Source organism: Kluyvera fluvialis (assembly GCF_059725275.1).
This window is the reverse complement of sequence record NZ_AP046142.1, coordinates 4,182,102-4,198,436: the sequence shown is the minus strand read 5'-3', so window position 1 is coordinate 4,198,436 and position 16,335 is coordinate 4,182,102. Positions and strand designations below refer to the sequence as shown.

14 protein-coding genes are annotated in these 16,335 nt (G+C 47.1%); 12 read left to right on the top strand and 2 right to left on the bottom strand.

The genetic code is table 11. The annotated features are described in order from the left end of the window. Window positions 1-233: 233 nt before the first annotated feature. The 4 genes from dnaK to AC6I4B_RS19825 all read left to right on the top strand — a co-directional run bounded on the left by dnaK (window position 234) and on the right by AC6I4B_RS19825 (window position 5,230). A complete protein-coding gene (gene dnaK / locus AC6I4B_RS19840; protein WP_497767621.1) occupies window positions 234-2,156 on the top strand; it encodes a molecular chaperone DnaK in 1,923 nt (640 codons plus the stop codon). Window positions 2,157-2,241: 85 nt separating this feature from the next. Next, window positions 2,242-3,378 carry a molecular chaperone DnaJ gene (gene dnaJ / locus AC6I4B_RS19835; RefSeq protein ID WP_497767619.1) on the top strand — a complete coding sequence of 379 codons (1,137 nt, stop codon included), beginning with the start codon at window positions 2,242-2,244 and terminating at the stop codon, window positions 3,376-3,378. Window positions 3,379-3,812: 434 nt separating this feature from the next. Continuing rightward, on the top strand, window positions 3,813-4,760 hold the full coding sequence (locus AC6I4B_RS19830; RefSeq protein WP_497767618.1) for a LysR family transcriptional regulator: 948 nt from the start codon (window positions 3,813-3,815) through the stop codon (window positions 4,758-4,760). Window positions 4,761-4,885: 125 nt separating this feature from the next. Continuing rightward, on the top strand, window positions 4,886-5,230 hold the full coding sequence (locus AC6I4B_RS19825) for a phage holin family protein (RefSeq protein ID WP_497767616.1): 345 nt from the start codon (window positions 4,886-4,888) through the stop codon (window positions 5,228-5,230). Window positions 5,231-5,310: 80 nt separating this feature from the next. Here the strand turns inward: AC6I4B_RS19825 and AC6I4B_RS19820 are convergent, their stop codons facing one another. Then, window positions 5,311-5,844, bottom strand: coding sequence for a glycoside hydrolase family 108 protein (locus AC6I4B_RS19820; protein ID WP_497767615.1), 534 nt, complete (start codon window positions 5,842-5,844; stop codon window positions 5,311-5,313). A 16-nt stretch (window positions 5,845-5,860) separates the two neighbouring features. Then, entirely contained in the window at window positions 5,861-6,304 is a 444-nt protein-coding gene (locus AC6I4B_RS19815) for a winged helix-turn-helix domain-containing protein (protein ID WP_497767613.1), read from the bottom strand. Between the two features lie 390 nt (window positions 6,305-6,694). Between AC6I4B_RS19815 and AC6I4B_RS19810 the strand changes: the two genes are divergently transcribed. The 8 genes from AC6I4B_RS19810 (at window position 6,695) to AC6I4B_RS19775 (ending at window position 16,334) form a co-directional block, all read left to right on the top strand. After that, complete coding sequence (locus AC6I4B_RS19810; protein ID WP_497767612.1) at window positions 6,695-8,791, top strand: glycoside hydrolase family 18 protein; 2,097 nt, start codon at window positions 6,695-6,697, stop codon at window positions 8,789-8,791. Between the two features lie 91 nt (window positions 8,792-8,882). After that, a complete protein-coding gene (locus tag AC6I4B_RS19805; protein WP_497767610.1) occupies window positions 8,883-9,500 on the top strand; it encodes a hypothetical protein in 618 nt (205 codons plus the stop codon). Window positions 9,501-9,797: 297 nt separating this feature from the next. After that, complete coding sequence (locus AC6I4B_RS19800; protein WP_497767609.1) at window positions 9,798-10,484, top strand: winged helix-turn-helix transcriptional regulator; 687 nt, start codon at window positions 9,798-9,800, stop codon at window positions 10,482-10,484. 363 nt (window positions 10,485-10,847) lie between these two features. Further along, complete coding sequence (locus AC6I4B_RS19795) at window positions 10,848-11,399, top strand: fimbrial protein BcfA (RefSeq protein ID WP_497767607.1); 552 nt, start codon at window positions 10,848-10,850, stop codon at window positions 11,397-11,399. Window positions 11,400-11,474: 75 nt separating this feature from the next. Next, window positions 11,475-12,161, top strand: a complete 687-nt coding sequence (locus AC6I4B_RS19790) for a fimbria/pilus periplasmic chaperone (protein WP_497767606.1) — start codon at window positions 11,475-11,477, stop codon at window positions 12,159-12,161. Between the two features lie 21 nt (window positions 12,162-12,182). Next, window positions 12,183-14,780 carry a fimbrial biogenesis usher protein gene (locus tag AC6I4B_RS19785; protein WP_497767604.1) on the top strand — a complete coding sequence of 866 codons (2,598 nt, stop codon included), beginning with the start codon at window positions 12,183-12,185 and terminating at the stop codon, window positions 14,778-14,780. Then, complete coding sequence (locus tag AC6I4B_RS19780) at window positions 14,781-15,788, top strand: fimbrial protein (RefSeq protein WP_497767602.1); 1,008 nt, start codon at window positions 14,781-14,783, stop codon at window positions 15,786-15,788. Next, window positions 15,789-16,334, top strand: a complete 546-nt coding sequence (locus tag AC6I4B_RS19775) for a fimbrial protein BcfE (RefSeq protein ID WP_497767601.1) — start codon at window positions 15,789-15,791, stop codon at window positions 16,332-16,334. It abuts the gene before it with no gap. Window position 16,335 lies beyond the last annotated feature (1 nt).

The window sequence follows — 16,335 nt, the reverse complement described above, 5'->3', positions numbered from 1 at the left end:
TTTTGTATGAGTGGTTTGGGTTTGGTGTCGCCAGAAATCACGCTAATAAAAGCGCACTGAATGAAAAAAATTTAATCCTGCCCCTTGATGGATGCCGTTGCGACCCCATCTTGTAGTCAACCGCAGTGAATGAGTCTGAAAAAAAACGATTTAGGGCAGTTGAAACCGCGCGTTTCGCCCTTATTACAGACTCACAACCACATGTTGACTGAATTTTTAGTGGAGACGTTTAGATGGGTAAAATTATTGGTATCGACCTGGGTACTACCAACTCTTGTGTAGCGATTATGGATGGCACTACTGCACGTGTGCTGGAGAATGCCGAAGGCGATCGCACCACGCCTTCTATCATTGCTTATACCCAGGATGGTGAAACTCTGGTTGGTCAGCCGGCTAAACGTCAGGCAGTGACAAACCCGCAAAACACCCTGTTTGCGATTAAACGCCTGATTGGTCGCCGCTTCCAGGACGAAGAAGTTCAGCGTGACGTTTCTATCATGCCGTACAAAATTGTTGCCGCAGACAATGGCGACGCATGGCTTGATGTGAAAGGCACCAAAACTGCACCACCGCAGATCTCTGCTGAAGTGCTGAAAAAAATGAAGAAAACGGCTGAAGATTACCTGGGTGAACCAGTAACTGAAGCGGTTATCACCGTTCCTGCGTACTTCAACGATGCTCAGCGTCAGGCTACTAAAGATGCTGGCCGTATCGCAGGTCTGGAAGTAAAACGTATCATCAACGAACCAACCGCCGCAGCGCTGGCTTACGGTCTGGATAAAGAAGTCGGCAACCGTACTATCGCGGTATATGACCTCGGTGGTGGTACTTTCGATATCTCCGTTATCGAAATCGACGAAGTTGACGGCGAAAAAACCTTCGAAGTTCTGGCAACCAACGGTGATACCCACCTGGGTGGTGAAGACTTCGATACCCGTCTGATCAACTACCTCGTTGACGAGTTTAAGAAAGATCAGGGCATCGACCTGCGTAACGACCCGCTGGCGATGCAGCGCCTGAAAGAAGCCGCTGAGAAAGCGAAGATCGAACTGTCTTCCGCTCAGCAGACCGACGTGAACCTGCCGTACATCACTGCAGACGCGACCGGTCCTAAACACATGAACATTAAAGTGACCCGTGCGAAACTGGAAAGCCTGGTAGAAGACCTGGTGAACCGTTCTATCGAGCCGCTGAAAGTTGCTCTGCAAGATGCTGGCCTGTCCGTATCCGACATCCAGGACGTTATCCTGGTCGGTGGTCAGACTCGTATGCCAATGGTTCAGAAGAAAGTGGCTGAATTCTTTGGTAAAGAGCCACGTAAAGACGTTAACCCAGATGAAGCTGTGGCTATCGGTGCAGCCGTTCAGGGTGGTGTTCTGACGGGCGAAGTGAAAGACGTACTGCTGCTGGACGTTACCCCTCTGTCTCTGGGTATCGAAACCATGGGCGGCGTAATGACTGCGCTTATCAACAAAAACACCACTATCCCGACGAAACACAGCCAGGTGTTCTCTACCGCTGAAGACAACCAGTCTGCGGTAACCATCCATGTGATTCAGGGTGAACGTAAACGTGCGTCTGATAACAAATCTCTGGGTCAGTTCAACCTGGATGGTATCAGCCCGGCACCGCGCGGTATGCCGCAAATCGAAGTGACCTTCGATATCGATGCTGACGGTATTCTGCACGTTTCCGCGAAAGACAAAAACAGCGGTAAAGAGCAGAAAATCACCATCAAGGCCTCTTCTGGTCTGAACGAAGAAGAGATCCAGAAAATGGTTCGCGAAGCAGAAGCGAATGCTGAATCTGACCGTAAGTTCGAAGAACTGGTTCAGACTCGCAACCAGGGTGACCATCTGCTGCACAGCACTCGCAAGCAGGTTGAAGAAGCCGGCGACCAACTGCCAGCTGACGACAAAACTGCCATTGAGTCTGCTCTGACAGCGCTGGAAGGTTCTCTGAAAGGCGAAGACAAAGCTGATATCGAAGCGAAAATGCAGGCGCTGGCTCAGGTTTCCCAGAAACTGATGGAAATCGCTCAGCAGCAGCACGCACAGCAGCAGGCTGGTGCAGCAGGCGCTGATGCTTCTGCAAACAACGCGAAAGATGACGATGTTGTTGACGCCGAGTTTGAAGAAGTGAAAGACAAAAAATAATCGCCCTTTGAACGGGTAATTACTGGCACGGGCGAAGAGGTTTCCTCTCCGCCCGTGCACGCATGTTAGGGGCAGATAAAAAGAGATGGCGAAACAAGACTATTACGAGATTTTAGGCGTTTCCAAAACAGCGGAAGAGCGTGAAATCAAAAAGGCGTACAAACGCCTGGCCATGAAATATCACCCAGACCGTAACCAGGGTGATAAAGAGGCCGAAGCAAAATTTAAAGAAATCAAAGAAGCCTACGAAGTCCTGACCGATGCGCAAAAACGTGCCGCCTACGATCAATACGGCCATGCCGCATTTGAGCAAGGTGGCATGGGTGGTGGCGGTGGCGGATTCGGCGGCGGCGCTGATTTCAGCGATATCTTTGGTGACGTGTTCGGCGATATCTTCGGTGGCGGTCGTGGCCGTCAGCGTGCTTCACGGGGTGCCGATCTGCGCTACAACATGGCTCTCACGCTGGAAGAAGCTGTCCGTGGTGTGACCAAAGAGATCCGTATCCCAACTCTGGAAGAGTGCGACATTTGCCACGGTAGCGGCGCGAAAGCGGGTTCTCAGCCACAGACTTGCCCAACCTGTCACGGTTCCGGCCAGGTGCAGATGCGTCAGGGCTTCTTCGCCGTACAGCAGACCTGTCCACACTGTCAGGGGCGCGGTACGCTGATTAAAGATCCGTGCAATAAATGCCACGGTCACGGGCGCGTTGAGAAAACCAAAACACTGTCAGTTAAAATCCCGGCTGGCGTGGATACCGGCGATCGCATTCGTCTGTCTGGCGAAGGTGAAGCGGGTGAGCACGGCGCACCGGCAGGCGACCTGTATGTACAGGTTCAGGTGAAGCAGCACGCTATCTTTGAGCGTGAAGGCAACAACCTGTACTGCGAAGTGCCAATCAACTTCTCCATGGCGGCGCTGGGCGGCGAGATTGAAGTCCCGACGCTTGATGGCCGTGTGAAACTGAAAATCCCTGGTGAAACGCAAACCGGCAAACTGTTCCGTATGCGTGGCAAAGGGGTTAAATCAGTTCGCGGTGGTGCGCAGGGCGACCTGCTGTGCCGCGTGGTCGTAGAAACGCCAGTAGGCCTGAACGAGAAGCAGAAACAGCTGCTCAAAGATCTGCAAGAAAGCTTTGGCGGCCCGACCGGGGAAAACAACAGCCCGCGTTCGAAAAGCTTCTTCGATGGCGTGAAGAAATTCTTTGATGACCTGACACGCTAATCTTTCGCCGTCAGGCGAAAGAGTGAAAACCGAAAACCCGGGGCATTGTGCTCCGGGTTTTTGTCTATAGAAGCCCCCCTGCCGGGTGGGGGCTGTAAAGCTTTTAGCTTTAGGGCCGTGATTAAAACCCTTTATTGATTTGTTAAAACGCCTTGCGGTCTGGTAACGGCAACGGTCAAACAAGGAATCAAAAGGTAGTCGCAATGAGAGACAATAAGAGCTTAGCGCACTGTAACTCTGAAAAATCTCTGGCTATGCTGGAGGATATTTATTCTACGTGTCTCATGCATATTATGTTTGGCTAGTTTTTGCCACTATAATGAATAGGCAAGGTTTGCTTATCTCAGAGTAACTGCACAATTGTAGCTGATTAGAATTGATTTATTGTGAGTATTATCTATATTGCTTTTTTCGCATTTAGAGGCTGGTAGTGGATGGGATCGAAAGGTGCCAATAAAGATTTTGACTATAATTTGATCAAAATTCTTGACGCTATTATTTCAGCTGGAAATGCGGTTAAGGCAGCCAAGAAATTAGGAATAACCCCCGCCGCTGTTTCTCTGGCGCTTAAGCGCCTGCAAAATCACTATCAAGAAGACCTCTTCGTCAGAGGTAAAGAAGGGCTGTTACCCACGGCTAAAGCTATCGAAATTCATCAGAATTTCCGCCAGGCCATGGAGTTGGTTGATGACACTTTTCAGGTTAATAGCGGAAAAAGCGAGGATGCGCATATCACAATTTTGGGAGGGGATGTTGTCGAAAGCTACTATCTTTCTCAACTGTATGGTGAGGGTGTTTTCGAGCGTATATTGGTCAGCCATTTCTCATCCAGAAATATAGATCGCGAATGGATGATTGAGAAACTGTTTACTGCAGAGTGCGATCTACTGATTGGTATTGATCCCATTGTAGTTCCTGGTGTTGATAACCAAATCATCGATAGCTTCAAGAGCTTTGTTTGTATCTGCTCCAGCAACCATATGCTGAGTCAATTATCACAGCTCTCTCTTCATCATTTCTACTCATCTCGTCATGCTTTATATCAATCTGGTGCCAACAGCTCAATGATTATCAATGATAGTGGGTTATTCAAAGATGATCCTTATTATAAGGGTAATCGTATCATTGGTTATCGCAGTGATTCGATTAATGGCCTGATTAGCATGGTTGAACGCACCTCATTGATCTCTCTAATGCCGTTAAAAATGGCTCTGTTTTATAAAAACCAGCGTAAACATGATATTAAATTCATTCAGCCACCCCCTGAGCTTACGTTTAGGCCGGTACAGGTTTATGCATCATGGCGAAAAAATAGTAAAAATATCAGTGCCATTAATGAAATCGTATCTATGCTGCATACACTTTCCTCTTTCCGTCGCTAATAGCGGTCACTGAAGCCCGATGAGACATAATGGTAGAATGTGACGCTGTTTTATTATGCTCTTCATCAAGTTTTAATTAAACTCCTGGTAAGTATCATTCACTTATATTTATACAGGAGTTTAAAATGTCTATTCCAAATCACCTTCCGACGACTGAAGTTGTTTTATTAGAAATGGAAATTCTTCTTACGATTATTGCTATGGGGGCCTGGGGCGGATTTGTTAGTTATTTTTCCCGTAAGGATAAACAGCAAGAAATCAACTTCCATAAATGCATCTCAAATTTTCTTATACAAGTTATTATATCCTGTTTTACAAGCTTTTTATTTAGTGCAATTGCTATTGAGAAAGGCCTTAGCTTCAATATGGTCTTAATTGCGTCAGGCCTTGGTGGTGTGTTTGCCGCCCCTATCTTGAAACTGTTAGGCGAAAAAGTGAAAAAATATATTGCTGATGTCAATATTAATTAGCTAAGGTTGGTTTTTTTATTTATATAAAATATAAAAGGCTCATCCTTGAGTCTTTTATGTTTTAAGTCAACGATAACTGGCTATGCCACTCTGTTTTTCATCCAGCCATAAATAAACTCTTCATTCTTCATATGTTTTTCTGCGATATCTAAATAGTATGCACCCTGGCTACAATTTAATGCTTTAACAAGCGTTTCTTCACCTTCTTTGCCTCGCCAGGAAAGGTAGTGTCTCAAAGCTGCAAGCGTCTGCGGGCCAATACGACCATCGGCATTGATATCACGATAGTTTTTCTCTTCGCGGTTCAACACGTTTAACCAGCGCTGTAGCCATACGCATGGATAGTGAGTGCCGATATTAACTGCCGCATCGCATAGCTCAAAAGAGATGGGATAGGATAGCTGAGCAACCTGTTCAAAGCCGGGTTTAATCCAATAATCCTTTTCCAGAATGCTATAAGCTTCACTGTAGGTTAGATTTCGCATATCGCCTGAATAGCCGTGAGCGCGGGCAACCGCCTCCGTAATTCCCCAGTTTGTTCTCCCGCCGGAATCCTTGGCATTCGTGCTATAACTGCCTTCAATACTTATAATTCCATCAATAATTGGGTTCATTTTTCATTTCCTTGAATTAATGAATATGCAAATACATTGCTGTGCCTAAGGTGACAGAAAATACGGTTGTTAAGGCGGCAATAGCTTTTCTGAATACCTGCTTTCTGGCTCCTTTTTTCTCCATGTCTATGGGTTTAATCGCAATCTCAGTGTTTACCTGAATGCCTTGCCGAGGAACCGTAATGAATAAATCGCTAATCCCTAGCGCTTTTAGATCCCGGCGGATTAAATAAAGTATCTGCGTTAAATTGGCATCATTTACAAAATGGCTACGGCTTCCCCACAACTCTGTTGCTATTTTTTGTCGCTCGATAATCCCCTGATGTGCGTTTTCGATGATGAAGGTGAGGCACTTGGCTCTCATCGCCGTCATTTTAATGACCTGAGAACTGGTTTTGGTTCTCAGTTCATACTTCCCTGCACTGTAGATACAAATTTCATTAATGAGATATGTTTTCATAACATCGTCCTTTAGTTATATACGTCCTGGTTGTCTGTGCTGAATATAGGACATAAGAATTATCTTGAGCTATTAATACTCGTCGTATTGATTGTATTGCCCGGAGTTTACGAGAGGCTCATCACAAAATCCCTTATCAATTAAATGATGTTTAATGGCTTTTTAAATGAGATTTAATATGGTTCATTTTCGTAGCCTATAACAGTCAATGAGACATATAAATAAAATGGTGTTGAGTATCATTACTGTATTTATATATCTCAATGATGCGAGTGATATGGTGTGTTGAATATGTGATGTTTAGTGATTAGCCATTTTTCAGCTATCGATGGAATATAGACCTCGCAGAACGAACTGCGACAATTAATCAAACTTAAAAGGATATTGAAAATGGCTACGAGCAAACTGATTAAAAACGACACCCTGACTGAAACCAGCAATGCTGCCGATGGCTTTAATCCAGCGAAGGACGATAGCAAATTAACCTATACCTCCGCTCGTGTAGCGAAGCCGGTCTATAATAAGTACAAAGAATCTGCCTCTAAGCCGAAAGTATTCGGTTATTACACTGACTGGTCGCAGTATGACTCCCGTTTACAGGGAAATGATAATCCAGCCGATCGTGGTCGTGGCTATGATTTAACCAACGTATCGCCAACCGCTTATGACAAACTGATTTTCGGTTTCGTCGGTATTACCGGCTTTAAGAAAGTCGATACTCTGGCACGTGACGTTGTTGCTGAAGCCGCAGAACAGTGCGGTAAAGTGAAATATGAGCCGACTTTCCTCGATCCGTGGGGTGATTTCCAGTCTTATGAGAACCTGGGTTTTAAAGAAAGCGGTTGGGATGTTGATCCAAAAACCGTGACTCAGGCCAACTCTAAAGGCTTACTCGGCGCGCTGCGTGATATGCAGGCGAAAGCGAAGTCTGCTGGCCATACTCTGGCACTGTCGATGAGTATTGGTGGTTGGAGTATGAGTAACGGTTTCCATGAAACCTCTGCTTCCGACGCCTCACGTAAAACGTTTGCTAAAGGTGTGGTCAAGCTGTTCAAACAATTCCCGATGTTCAGCGAAGTGGATATCGACTGGGAATATCCAAACAATGAAGGCGCAGGCAACCCATTTGGCGAAGAAGATGGTGCTAATTATGCTCTGCTGATTGCCGAACTGCGTAAGCAACTGGACGCTGCCAACCTGGGCAACGTGAAAATCTCCATCGCAGCTTCTGCTGTAACCAGTATTTTTGATTTCGCAAAAGTGAAGGATCTGTTGGCGGCTGGCCTGTTTGGCATCAACCTGATGACCTATGACTTCTTTGGTACGCCGTGGGCAGAAAAACTGGGCCATCACACTAACCTGAAGGCACAAGAGAAGGGCGCGTGGTCTGTTGAAACGATCGTTGATCACCTGTTAGCTGAAGGTTTCCCGGCTGACCGTATCAATATCGGTTATGCAGGTTATACCCGTAACGCTCGTCAGGCAGAAATTGAATCGCTGTCCCCGCTGAAGGGTTCTTATACCCCAGGCACCGGCATTACCACTGGCTCATTCGAGTCCGGTACTAATGAATGGTACGACGTGATTTACAACTACCTGGATCTGGAAAATCAGAAAGGCCGTAACGGTTTCAACGTCTATACCGACAAGGTTGCCGATGCTGACTACCTGTTCAACCCGGAATCAAAACTGTTCCTGTCCCTGGATACGCCTCGTACCGTGAAAGCGAAAGGTGAATATGCCGCGAAGCTGGGTCTGGGTGGTGTGTTTACCTGGACTATCGATCAGGACAACGGCGTGCTGGTTAACGCTGTACGTGAAGGTCTGGGTTATGAAATCGCGTCTGAAACCATCGATATGGAACCGTTCTATTTCGAAGGGATTAACGTAGAGAAAGGTGAAGAAGAACAAAACGAAACCCCAACCGGTGTTAACCACGCCCCTAAAGCGGAAATTGAACTGCTGGTTGTCGGTGGCGCTACCGTACAACTGTCTGGTGCGGGTTCTTCGGATGAAGACGAAGATGAAATTTCCTTTAGCTGGGGCGTACCGTCTACCATTTCGGTCGCAGATAAAACGGCGGAAGTGATTGAGTTTGTTGTGCCAGAAGTCAGCGAGAAGACTGAGTTCCAGTTCACTTTGTTTGTTCGTGATTGCTACAACGAACCGTCTTCTCAGCAACGATTTGTCCTGACAGCTGTTCCTGCTATGTCCCAGGTTCAGCCAGAACCGGAAGATGAAGAAGAGGACGATATTGTGGTTCCGGTAGAACCGGAAGAGGGTGACGAACCGGATGCAGATGCGGATGATAAAGCCTCTCCTCATGCGCAGTGGAATGCCAATACCGTATATGGCGCAAACTGGGGTTCTTTCGAAATCGTGAGCTGGAAAGGCCATAACTACCAGGTGAAATGGTGGTCTATGGGTGACCAGCCGGATATGAACTGCGGTAACGGCGGTGCATGGACTGATCTTGGCGCTTACTAATCGTTCTCGTTAAACGTGAATTATTGGGCTCCATAATTTAAGCCCCGTTCTGACGGGGCTTTTTTCCATCAGGGATTGAGGAAATTTGTTCATGACGGTCTTAAGTAAAAACGGCAATAGTGATGTTGATCGCGAGTATCAGGAAGCGGGCGCCATTGCTGAAACCGAGATGGTGGTTGAGCTGTGGTCAGATGCGGGTGTGTGTGAACAGACACTTGTCATGGACGCTAATCAAAGACCCTGGGTCACCCAACTGTTGGCCGATAGTGATTATGCTATCGCGTTGCAGCCTGGCATTATTAATAACCAGACCATTGAAAATCTCATGGAGATGGCACTTTTTACGCCGCGTGCCGCTGTGGTTGGGCAGGTCAATGACGCTTTGCAACAGCCTGAGGCCACTCACCAGAAATTGGTTGATGTTCACGCCACGATTTTAGGGCTACCAAAAGGTGTCACGCCTCTACGCTATCGATTCAGTAACGCTCACCATCAATACTCTTTCTCGCTGGATAGCGATAGCCGACAACAGACATTGCCGATGCGTATGGCTCCCGGCTTGTATTCCATTGATGTGGATGATGTTTTTGCTGAGGGAACACGCTGGTGTTGCCAGAAGGCGATGCCGCTTCGGCTGCTACAACGCGCCAATCAGATTGTGCTGGAGTTTATTCCGGGAGCCTGTGAGTGTGAACCGCTGACCGAGTAATTTGCGTCTGGCTTATTATCTTACCGTTATTAAGATTATTTGGTCTATCTGCTTTAAAATATCATACCTGTTACCCATGATGATATCTGAATGGGTAATCATGTTAATATTGTTTATTTAAAATGTTTTTTGCTTTTTTTATTGTGATTAAGAATTTACTTATGCATTTTTTATTGTTTTTTTGTGCTTTATAGAAACATAAATACTGAAAGTAGATGTTATTTATTTTTAATTGAACGATGTTTGATGAAAAGATAAAGTTCATTAATGTATTCTACTATATCTATATGAAAAATAATGAAAATAGACTCTGTTGGTAATGATAATAAATTGCATTCATTTACTTTCTCTCAACAAGCAAAACCCTATGCTGCTATTGATGCAATATTTTCGGCATTACGACCATTCGGTCAGCCGTTTGTATTGCAGGCTGGTGAAGAGATGCAATTGAACCTGGAGTGCGGAAACCGCATTGTATTGCTGGAGGACGGCGTTTTTTCCTATTGCCGAAGTGATGATCGGATGCTCGTAACTTCTGAGTTTGCGCCTTCATTGATGGGCTTAACTGATAGCTATGGTATCACCTATGATGTCCCCGCCAGGCCTGAGCATTTCCTGGTTGCCGAAACATTAACGCGTGGCTGTGCCGTATCATTAGCCGATTTTGTACGTATTGTTGGCGAATGCGACCTTTGGCATGACGTTGCCCGTTTTCTGGCTTATCGGTTGATGGTGATGAGCGTGCGCGATCGTGAACTGGTTGGCGTCGATTCATATTTAAAGGTACGAACGCTCCTGATTGAAATTTGGTCTTATTCGGAAGAGTATCGTCGGAGTATTAATGTGCTGAACTTTATCCAACGGCGTACAGGAATCTCTCGCAGCAGAACATTAAAGCTTCTTTCCGAACTCAAAAAAGGAGGATATATCAACATTGATAATGGACGGCTTTTATCAGTACAAAAGCTACCTGTAGCCTATTAATACTCTTTGGTTAAATTGTTCAAGCTGTTTTAGAAAATATATTGTTAATTAGATTATGATGTTACATGGGTAGCATTGGCTGTGTTGTAAGTCAATTGCCCTTGTGGCTGGTGGGTGAAAAATCATTGTAAAACAATGCATTAATGCGAGTCCTTTAAAGGCTTCTGGCATATGTTGCATCCTGCACCCTCTGTCATGAATAATAAAAGATATATTATTTTTTCAATATCTTCTTGAGCTTTGTCGCATTGGAATAATGCGAATCATTATTTATTAAAGGCAGGCGATAAGAGCCTCCAGATGAATACACCTTTATTTTTTGAAGAAATCAATTAACTACTTATTACATTTAAAAGGGTTCTTATGAAAAAGCATGTATTTGCCTTGATTGTTACCGCGATTGCAGCGGGTTCCTCCGTATCGGCTTTCGCTGCAACTGCTGGCGAAACCACGACCGTTTCCGGTGGTACGGTGAATTTCGTCGGACAGGTTGTTGATGCCGCTTGCTCTGTGTCAGCGGACTCTATCGATCAAACCGTGACGCTGGGCCAGGTTCGCGCCACAAAATTAACCGCCTCAGGAATGGTCGCCAATCAGAAAGAGAGCTTCACTATCAAACTTGAAGATTGCGATACGTCGGTAAGCCAGAATGCGGCAGTTATTTTTAATGGTCAGGAGGACGCTAATCTGACCGGCGCGCTTGCCAATGCCGCAGGGCCGGGTTCCGCCACTAACGTTGCATTACAGCTATATGGTCCAGATGGTCAGACGCTGAATATTGGTGAAACATCGTCAACGATTAGCCTTAATAATGGCGAAAACATCGTTCCGCTGAGTGTGGACTATATTTCTACCGGTGAAGCAACGACGGGTAATGTCACCGCAACAGCAACATTTAGCATGGTTTATTCTTGATTTTTGGCACAGTGGCGCTGCTGTCAGAAATGTTTAGCAGCAGCGCCACTGCGCTGTTATTTGAGTATGTTACGAATGAATAAAAAAACAGTACAGATCATGCAAGAGTTGCTGCTGCTGGCCGCATTAAGCATGATGCAGTCCGCGCACGCGGGAGGTATTGCGCTAGGTTCTACTCGCGTTATTTACCCTCAGGGAAGTAAGCAGGTTTCTTTGCCGGTGATAAACTCTTCACACCAAAATGTTTTTCTTATTCAGTCTTGGGTTGCTAATGCTGATGGCGTCCGTTCGCCTGATTTTATTGTGACGCCCCCGCTGTTTGTCATGCAGCCGGATAAAGAGAATATATTGCGAATTATGTACGTTGGCCCAACGCTACCAACGGACAGAGAAAGTGTTTTTTATCTGAACAGTAAAGCTATCCCGTCAGTTGATAAAAATAAGCTCACGAACAACTCTCTACAAATTGCTACGCAGAGTGTGATTAAGTTATTCATTCGGCCAAATAATTTGCCGACGCCTTCAATTGATGCTCCAGCAGCGTTGCGTTGCCATAACGAAGCCGGTCAATTAACCCTGTCAAATTCATCGCCATATTATGTCTCGCTGGTGGAATTACACGTTAATGGCAAGAAACTGGCTAATTCGATGGTTCCGCCAAAAGGTGTGTTAACTCTGAGTGCCCCTCCAGGCCGCGTTGTATTCCAGACGGTCAATGATTTTGGCGCGACAACACCAAAACAATCCTGCCCGATAAATTAATGCTCTCTGGATATTGATGCTATGACGCGCCGTTCGAATTCTCGCCCTAAATTTGTGCTCACGAGCCTTGCTCTGGCACTGACTGGCGCGTTAACCCTGCCAAAAAGTTGGGCGGATAATTATTTTAACCCCGCATTTTTGTCTGATGACCCCTCGGCGGTTGCCGATCTGTCTACTTTTTCGCACAACAACCAGGCTCCAGGTATTTATCATGTCGATATCTATCTCAACAAGGTATTGCAAGCTAGCCGTGATATTGATTTTTATGCCGTAAAACCCGGAGAAACACCGCAGGATGATAGCGGGCTTAGCGCCTGCCTGACACCTGCAATGTTGCAATCCATGGGGGTTAACGTGCCAGCGTTGCCGACGCTGGCAAAAGCGGCATCGGATACGTGTCTCGACATTGCTGCCGCTATTCCTGCGGCGTCTACCCGTTTTGATTTTGCCCAGCTTCGGTTAAATATCAGCATTCCCCAGGCCGCGATGGTGAACAATGCCAGAGGCGAGGTTTCGCCAAAAAGTTGGGATGAAGGGGTGAATGCACTGCTGTTGAATTATTCCTTTACGGGGGCGAACAGCAGTGACCGCAGCGCAGGCGGCTCGGCGGATAATAGTTATTTCCTTGGCCTTAACAGTGGATTGAATCTCGGGGCCTGGAGGCTACGTGACTATTCGACCTGGAATTACACCGCAAGCAGTGAAGACAATCAAAATGATTGGCAGCATATCAGCACTTACCTGGAACGTGACGTTGTTGGGCTAAAAAGTGAGCTGCTGGCGGGCGACAGTTACACACCGTCAGCGGTGTTTGATAGCCTGCCTTTTCGGGGGATACAAATCGCCTCGGATGACAATATGCTGCCAGATAGCATGAAGGGCTTCGCGCCAACTATTCATGGTATTGCCAAAAGCAGTGCGCAGGTCACTATCAGGCAAAATGGCTACATCATCAACCAGCGCTACGTCCCACCCGGCGCGTTCACCATCAATGATCTTTACCCCACGGCGACCAGTGGTGATTTAGTTGTTGAGGTTAAAGAGTCCGACGGCAGTAGTAGCAGCTACAGTGTGCCGTATTCGGCAGTGCCTATTTTGCAGCGAGAGGGGCGGCTGAAATACACCGCCACGGTGGCCGAATATCGCGGTGATAGCAGCCAGCAAGATGCGGTGAAATTCACCCAAACGACACTGATGTGGGGGCTGGCACACGGGATTACGCTCTATGGTGGAAGCCAGCTTTCGTCGCACTATAAAGCGTTTGCTTTAGGCAGCGGGGCCAATATGGGCGACGGTGGGGCGCTGTCGCTGGACATCACGCAAGCCGCTAGCACGCTGGCAGATGGTAGCCGTCATCAGGGGCAATCATTGCGCCTGTTGTACGCGAAATCGCTCGGCCAACTTGGCACTCATCTGCAACTTTTGGGCTACCGATATTCGACCTCTGCTTTCTACACCCTGGATGAAACGGCCTGGAAACAAATGACGGGTTATAACGGGGGCGTTGATGATAATGGCGAGGTCAATTGGGCCGATTATTACAACCTCTACTACACCAAGCGCGGCAAGATTCAGCTCAATATTTCTCAACAGCTGGCACATTGGGGATCGCTATTCATCACGGCCAGTAAGCAAAGTTATTGGCATACCGATGAAACCAACTCGCTACTACAGGTGGGATACAGCAATACTATTGATGGTATTTCATGGAGCCTGTCCTACAACAACAGCCAGTCGCCGGGAGAACCGCAAAGCGACCAGATAGTCGCATTGAGTATGTCGATGCCGTTGAGCCAGTGGTTGTCGCATGGTGATGAGATCACTGGCGAACATCACAACGCCTACGCGACCTTCAACAGCAGTAGCGATAACAAACACAACCAGACGGAAAGCACCGGTATCAATGGTACATTGCTGGCTGAAAATAACCTCAGCTACAGCGTTCAGCAGAGCATTCAGAACCCGGGAAGCAGCGAGAGCGGCGCTGCCAGCATGGAGTATGACGGTGCACAAGGTAACGTGAATGTGGGCTACAACGTCAGTGATAACGGTAACTACCGGCAGGTTAACTATGGCCTAAGCGGCGGCATGGTAATGCATTCGCACGGTATAACCTTCAGCCAACCGTTGGGCGACACCAATATTCTGATAGCCGTCCCTGGTGCGGCGAATGTTGGCATTGAAGATGAGCCTGGTGTTCATACCGATAGCCAGGGTTATGCGGTCGTCCCTTACGCGACGGCCTATCGGCAAAATCGCATGGCGCTGGATGTGAACGGTATGGCGGACGACGTTGATATTGACGACGCCGTGACCCGTGTTGTGCCTACCGAAGGGGCGCTGGCGTTAGCGCGCTTCCGTGCGCGCATTGGTGAGCGGGCGTTATTAATGCTGCGACACAACGGTAAAGCCGTGCCTTTTGGGGCAACGGCGACGGTGGATAACCGCTCAGGGGAAAGTATCGTCGGTGATGACGGCGAAGTGTATTTATCCGGGCTGGCATCGCGGGGAGCGCTACACGTTCGTTGGGGGCGGCAGCCAAACCAACACTGTGAAGTTCACTATCAATTGCCTGGCACACCTCAAGCATTGGTTCGACAACATGAGGAATGCAACTAAATGAAAATAAATGGGTTATTTACGCTGTTTTTTTTGCTCATGCTGAGTCAAAGCACTTTTGCTCAGCCGTGTAAAAACGTCAACGGTGTGCCATCAAGTGTGAATTACGATTTAACAACCACCTTAACGCCTGCTCAAAATAAGGCCGGTAAAACGGTCGCGTTGGTAAAGAACCAGGGGGGGAATGTACAGGCTCGTTGCCCGGAAGATTCGGTGTCTAATGGCCGGACATTTCGTTCTTATACTTCGCAATATCCGGTGGCTGAATCTGAAGGCCGTTGGCAGTTTCTTAAATTGGACTCCGATTACCTTGAAGCGGCAATACGTATTCACGACGCTGCCGTAGGCGATATTTATCCCCCGGAGAATTATCACGCGATGGGCTATGGCAGCAAAGAAAGTGCAGGGGAGTCTTTTCCCGTTCGTGATTCAAACTTGGTCTTTAAATTAAAGATAGTCAAACCGTTTATCGGAACCGTCAATATTCCCTCCAGGCCAATGTATAGCGTTTATGTGACCACGGGAAATAACGATCCATTAACTGACGCTGTTTATAACATTATTCTTAGCGGTACTGTCACCGTACCGCAAAGCTGTGAAATAAACGCAGGGCAGACCATTGTGGTTAACTTTGGTTCATTGTACAGCGGGGGCTTTACCCACGCTGGCGAAAAACCCGCAGGTGTCAGGGGGCGCATATTTAATGTGCCGGTGAAGTGCAGCGGCACAGGTTCTGAAGTTAATTTGAGTATGCGCCTGCAGGCAACGCCAGATAGCCATTTTTCTCAGGCGATATCCTCAGATAACCCGGATGTTGGCGTGGTTGTTGAAACGCGCGCGGGGGCGGCTCTGACACCAAATGATGCAGGCAGCAATGTGCCCTTCGTGACGGACGATTCCGGGCAGGCTGATATTGCGCTACAGGCTTATCCGGTGAGCACAACCGGCGAAGTCCCTGCCGAAGGTGTCTTTACTGCGTTGGCTAATTTACGGGTGGACTTTGATTAAATGAAGCGCGGTATTTTCATCATATCTACGCTGTTACTCACGCTATTGAGCCAGTCCGTTTGCCTCGCTGAGGATACGGGATACAACCTCGAATTTACGGGAACTATTATGGCTCAAGCCTGTGATGTAGAAGCATCCAGCCTTAGCCAGACGATTGACTTAGGGCAATTTTCGGTTGATGACTTTCCCTCGGTTGGCTCTACGTCAAAATTTAAGCCTTTCAATATTAATTTGAAAAACTGTTCACGTGGGATTAGCGGAACGAAAATTTGGTTTACTGGTATTGCGGATAATGACTCGCCATCGTTATTAGCGCTTTCTGATACCGGAATGGGGGCGGGAAATATGTTAGCGAGCGGCATTGGTGTTGAGATTCTGAATGATGATCAAGACCCCGTCGGTATTAATAATGCGGACTCACTGTTGTATCCCTTAAAAGCCGGGCGCAATACCTTGTCATTTTATATCCGTTATAAATCAACTCGCCCAACGGTAACTTCCGGTAATGCTACGGCGGTTATGTATTTTGACCTGCAATATGAATAAG

Bases quoted from the DNA above. Each gene is read 5' to 3' on its own strand.
- dnaJ (WP_497767619.1), top strand. From the start codon at position 2,242: ATGGCGAAACAAGACTATTACGAGATTTTAGGCGTTTCCAAAACAGCG.
- AC6I4B_RS19775 (WP_497767601.1), top strand. From the start codon at position 15,789: ATGAAGCGCGGTATTTTCATCATATCTACGCTGTTACTCACGCTATTG.
- AC6I4B_RS19815 (WP_497767613.1), bottom strand. From the start codon at position 6,304: ATGAAAACATATCTCATTAATGAAATTTGTATCTACAGTGCAGGGAAG.
- AC6I4B_RS19825 (WP_497767616.1), top strand. From the start codon at position 4,886: ATGTCTATTCCAAATCACCTTCCGACGACTGAAGTTGTTTTATTAGAA.
- AC6I4B_RS19795 (WP_497767607.1), top strand. From the start codon at position 10,848: ATGAAAAAGCATGTATTTGCCTTGATTGTTACCGCGATTGCAGCGGGT.
- AC6I4B_RS19780 (WP_497767602.1), top strand. From the start codon at position 14,781: ATGAAAATAAATGGGTTATTTACGCTGTTTTTTTTGCTCATGCTGAGT.
- AC6I4B_RS19800 (WP_497767609.1), top strand. From the start codon at position 9,798: ATGAAAATAGACTCTGTTGGTAATGATAATAAATTGCATTCATTTACT.
- AC6I4B_RS19805 (WP_497767610.1), top strand. From the start codon at position 8,883: ATGACGGTCTTAAGTAAAAACGGCAATAGTGATGTTGATCGCGAGTAT.
- AC6I4B_RS19790 (WP_497767606.1), top strand. From the start codon at position 11,475: ATGAATAAAAAAACAGTACAGATCATGCAAGAGTTGCTGCTGCTGGCC.
- AC6I4B_RS19820 (WP_497767615.1), bottom strand. From the start codon at position 5,844: ATGAACCCAATTATTGATGGAATTATAAGTATTGAAGGCAGTTATAGC.
- AC6I4B_RS19830 (WP_497767618.1), top strand. From the start codon at position 3,813: ATGGGATCGAAAGGTGCCAATAAAGATTTTGACTATAATTTGATCAAA.
- dnaK (WP_497767621.1), top strand. From the start codon at position 234: ATGGGTAAAATTATTGGTATCGACCTGGGTACTACCAACTCTTGTGTA.
- AC6I4B_RS19785 (WP_497767604.1), top strand. From the start codon at position 12,183: ATGACGCGCCGTTCGAATTCTCGCCCTAAATTTGTGCTCACGAGCCTT.
- AC6I4B_RS19810 (WP_497767612.1), top strand. From the start codon at position 6,695: ATGGCTACGAGCAAACTGATTAAAAACGACACCCTGACTGAAACCAGC.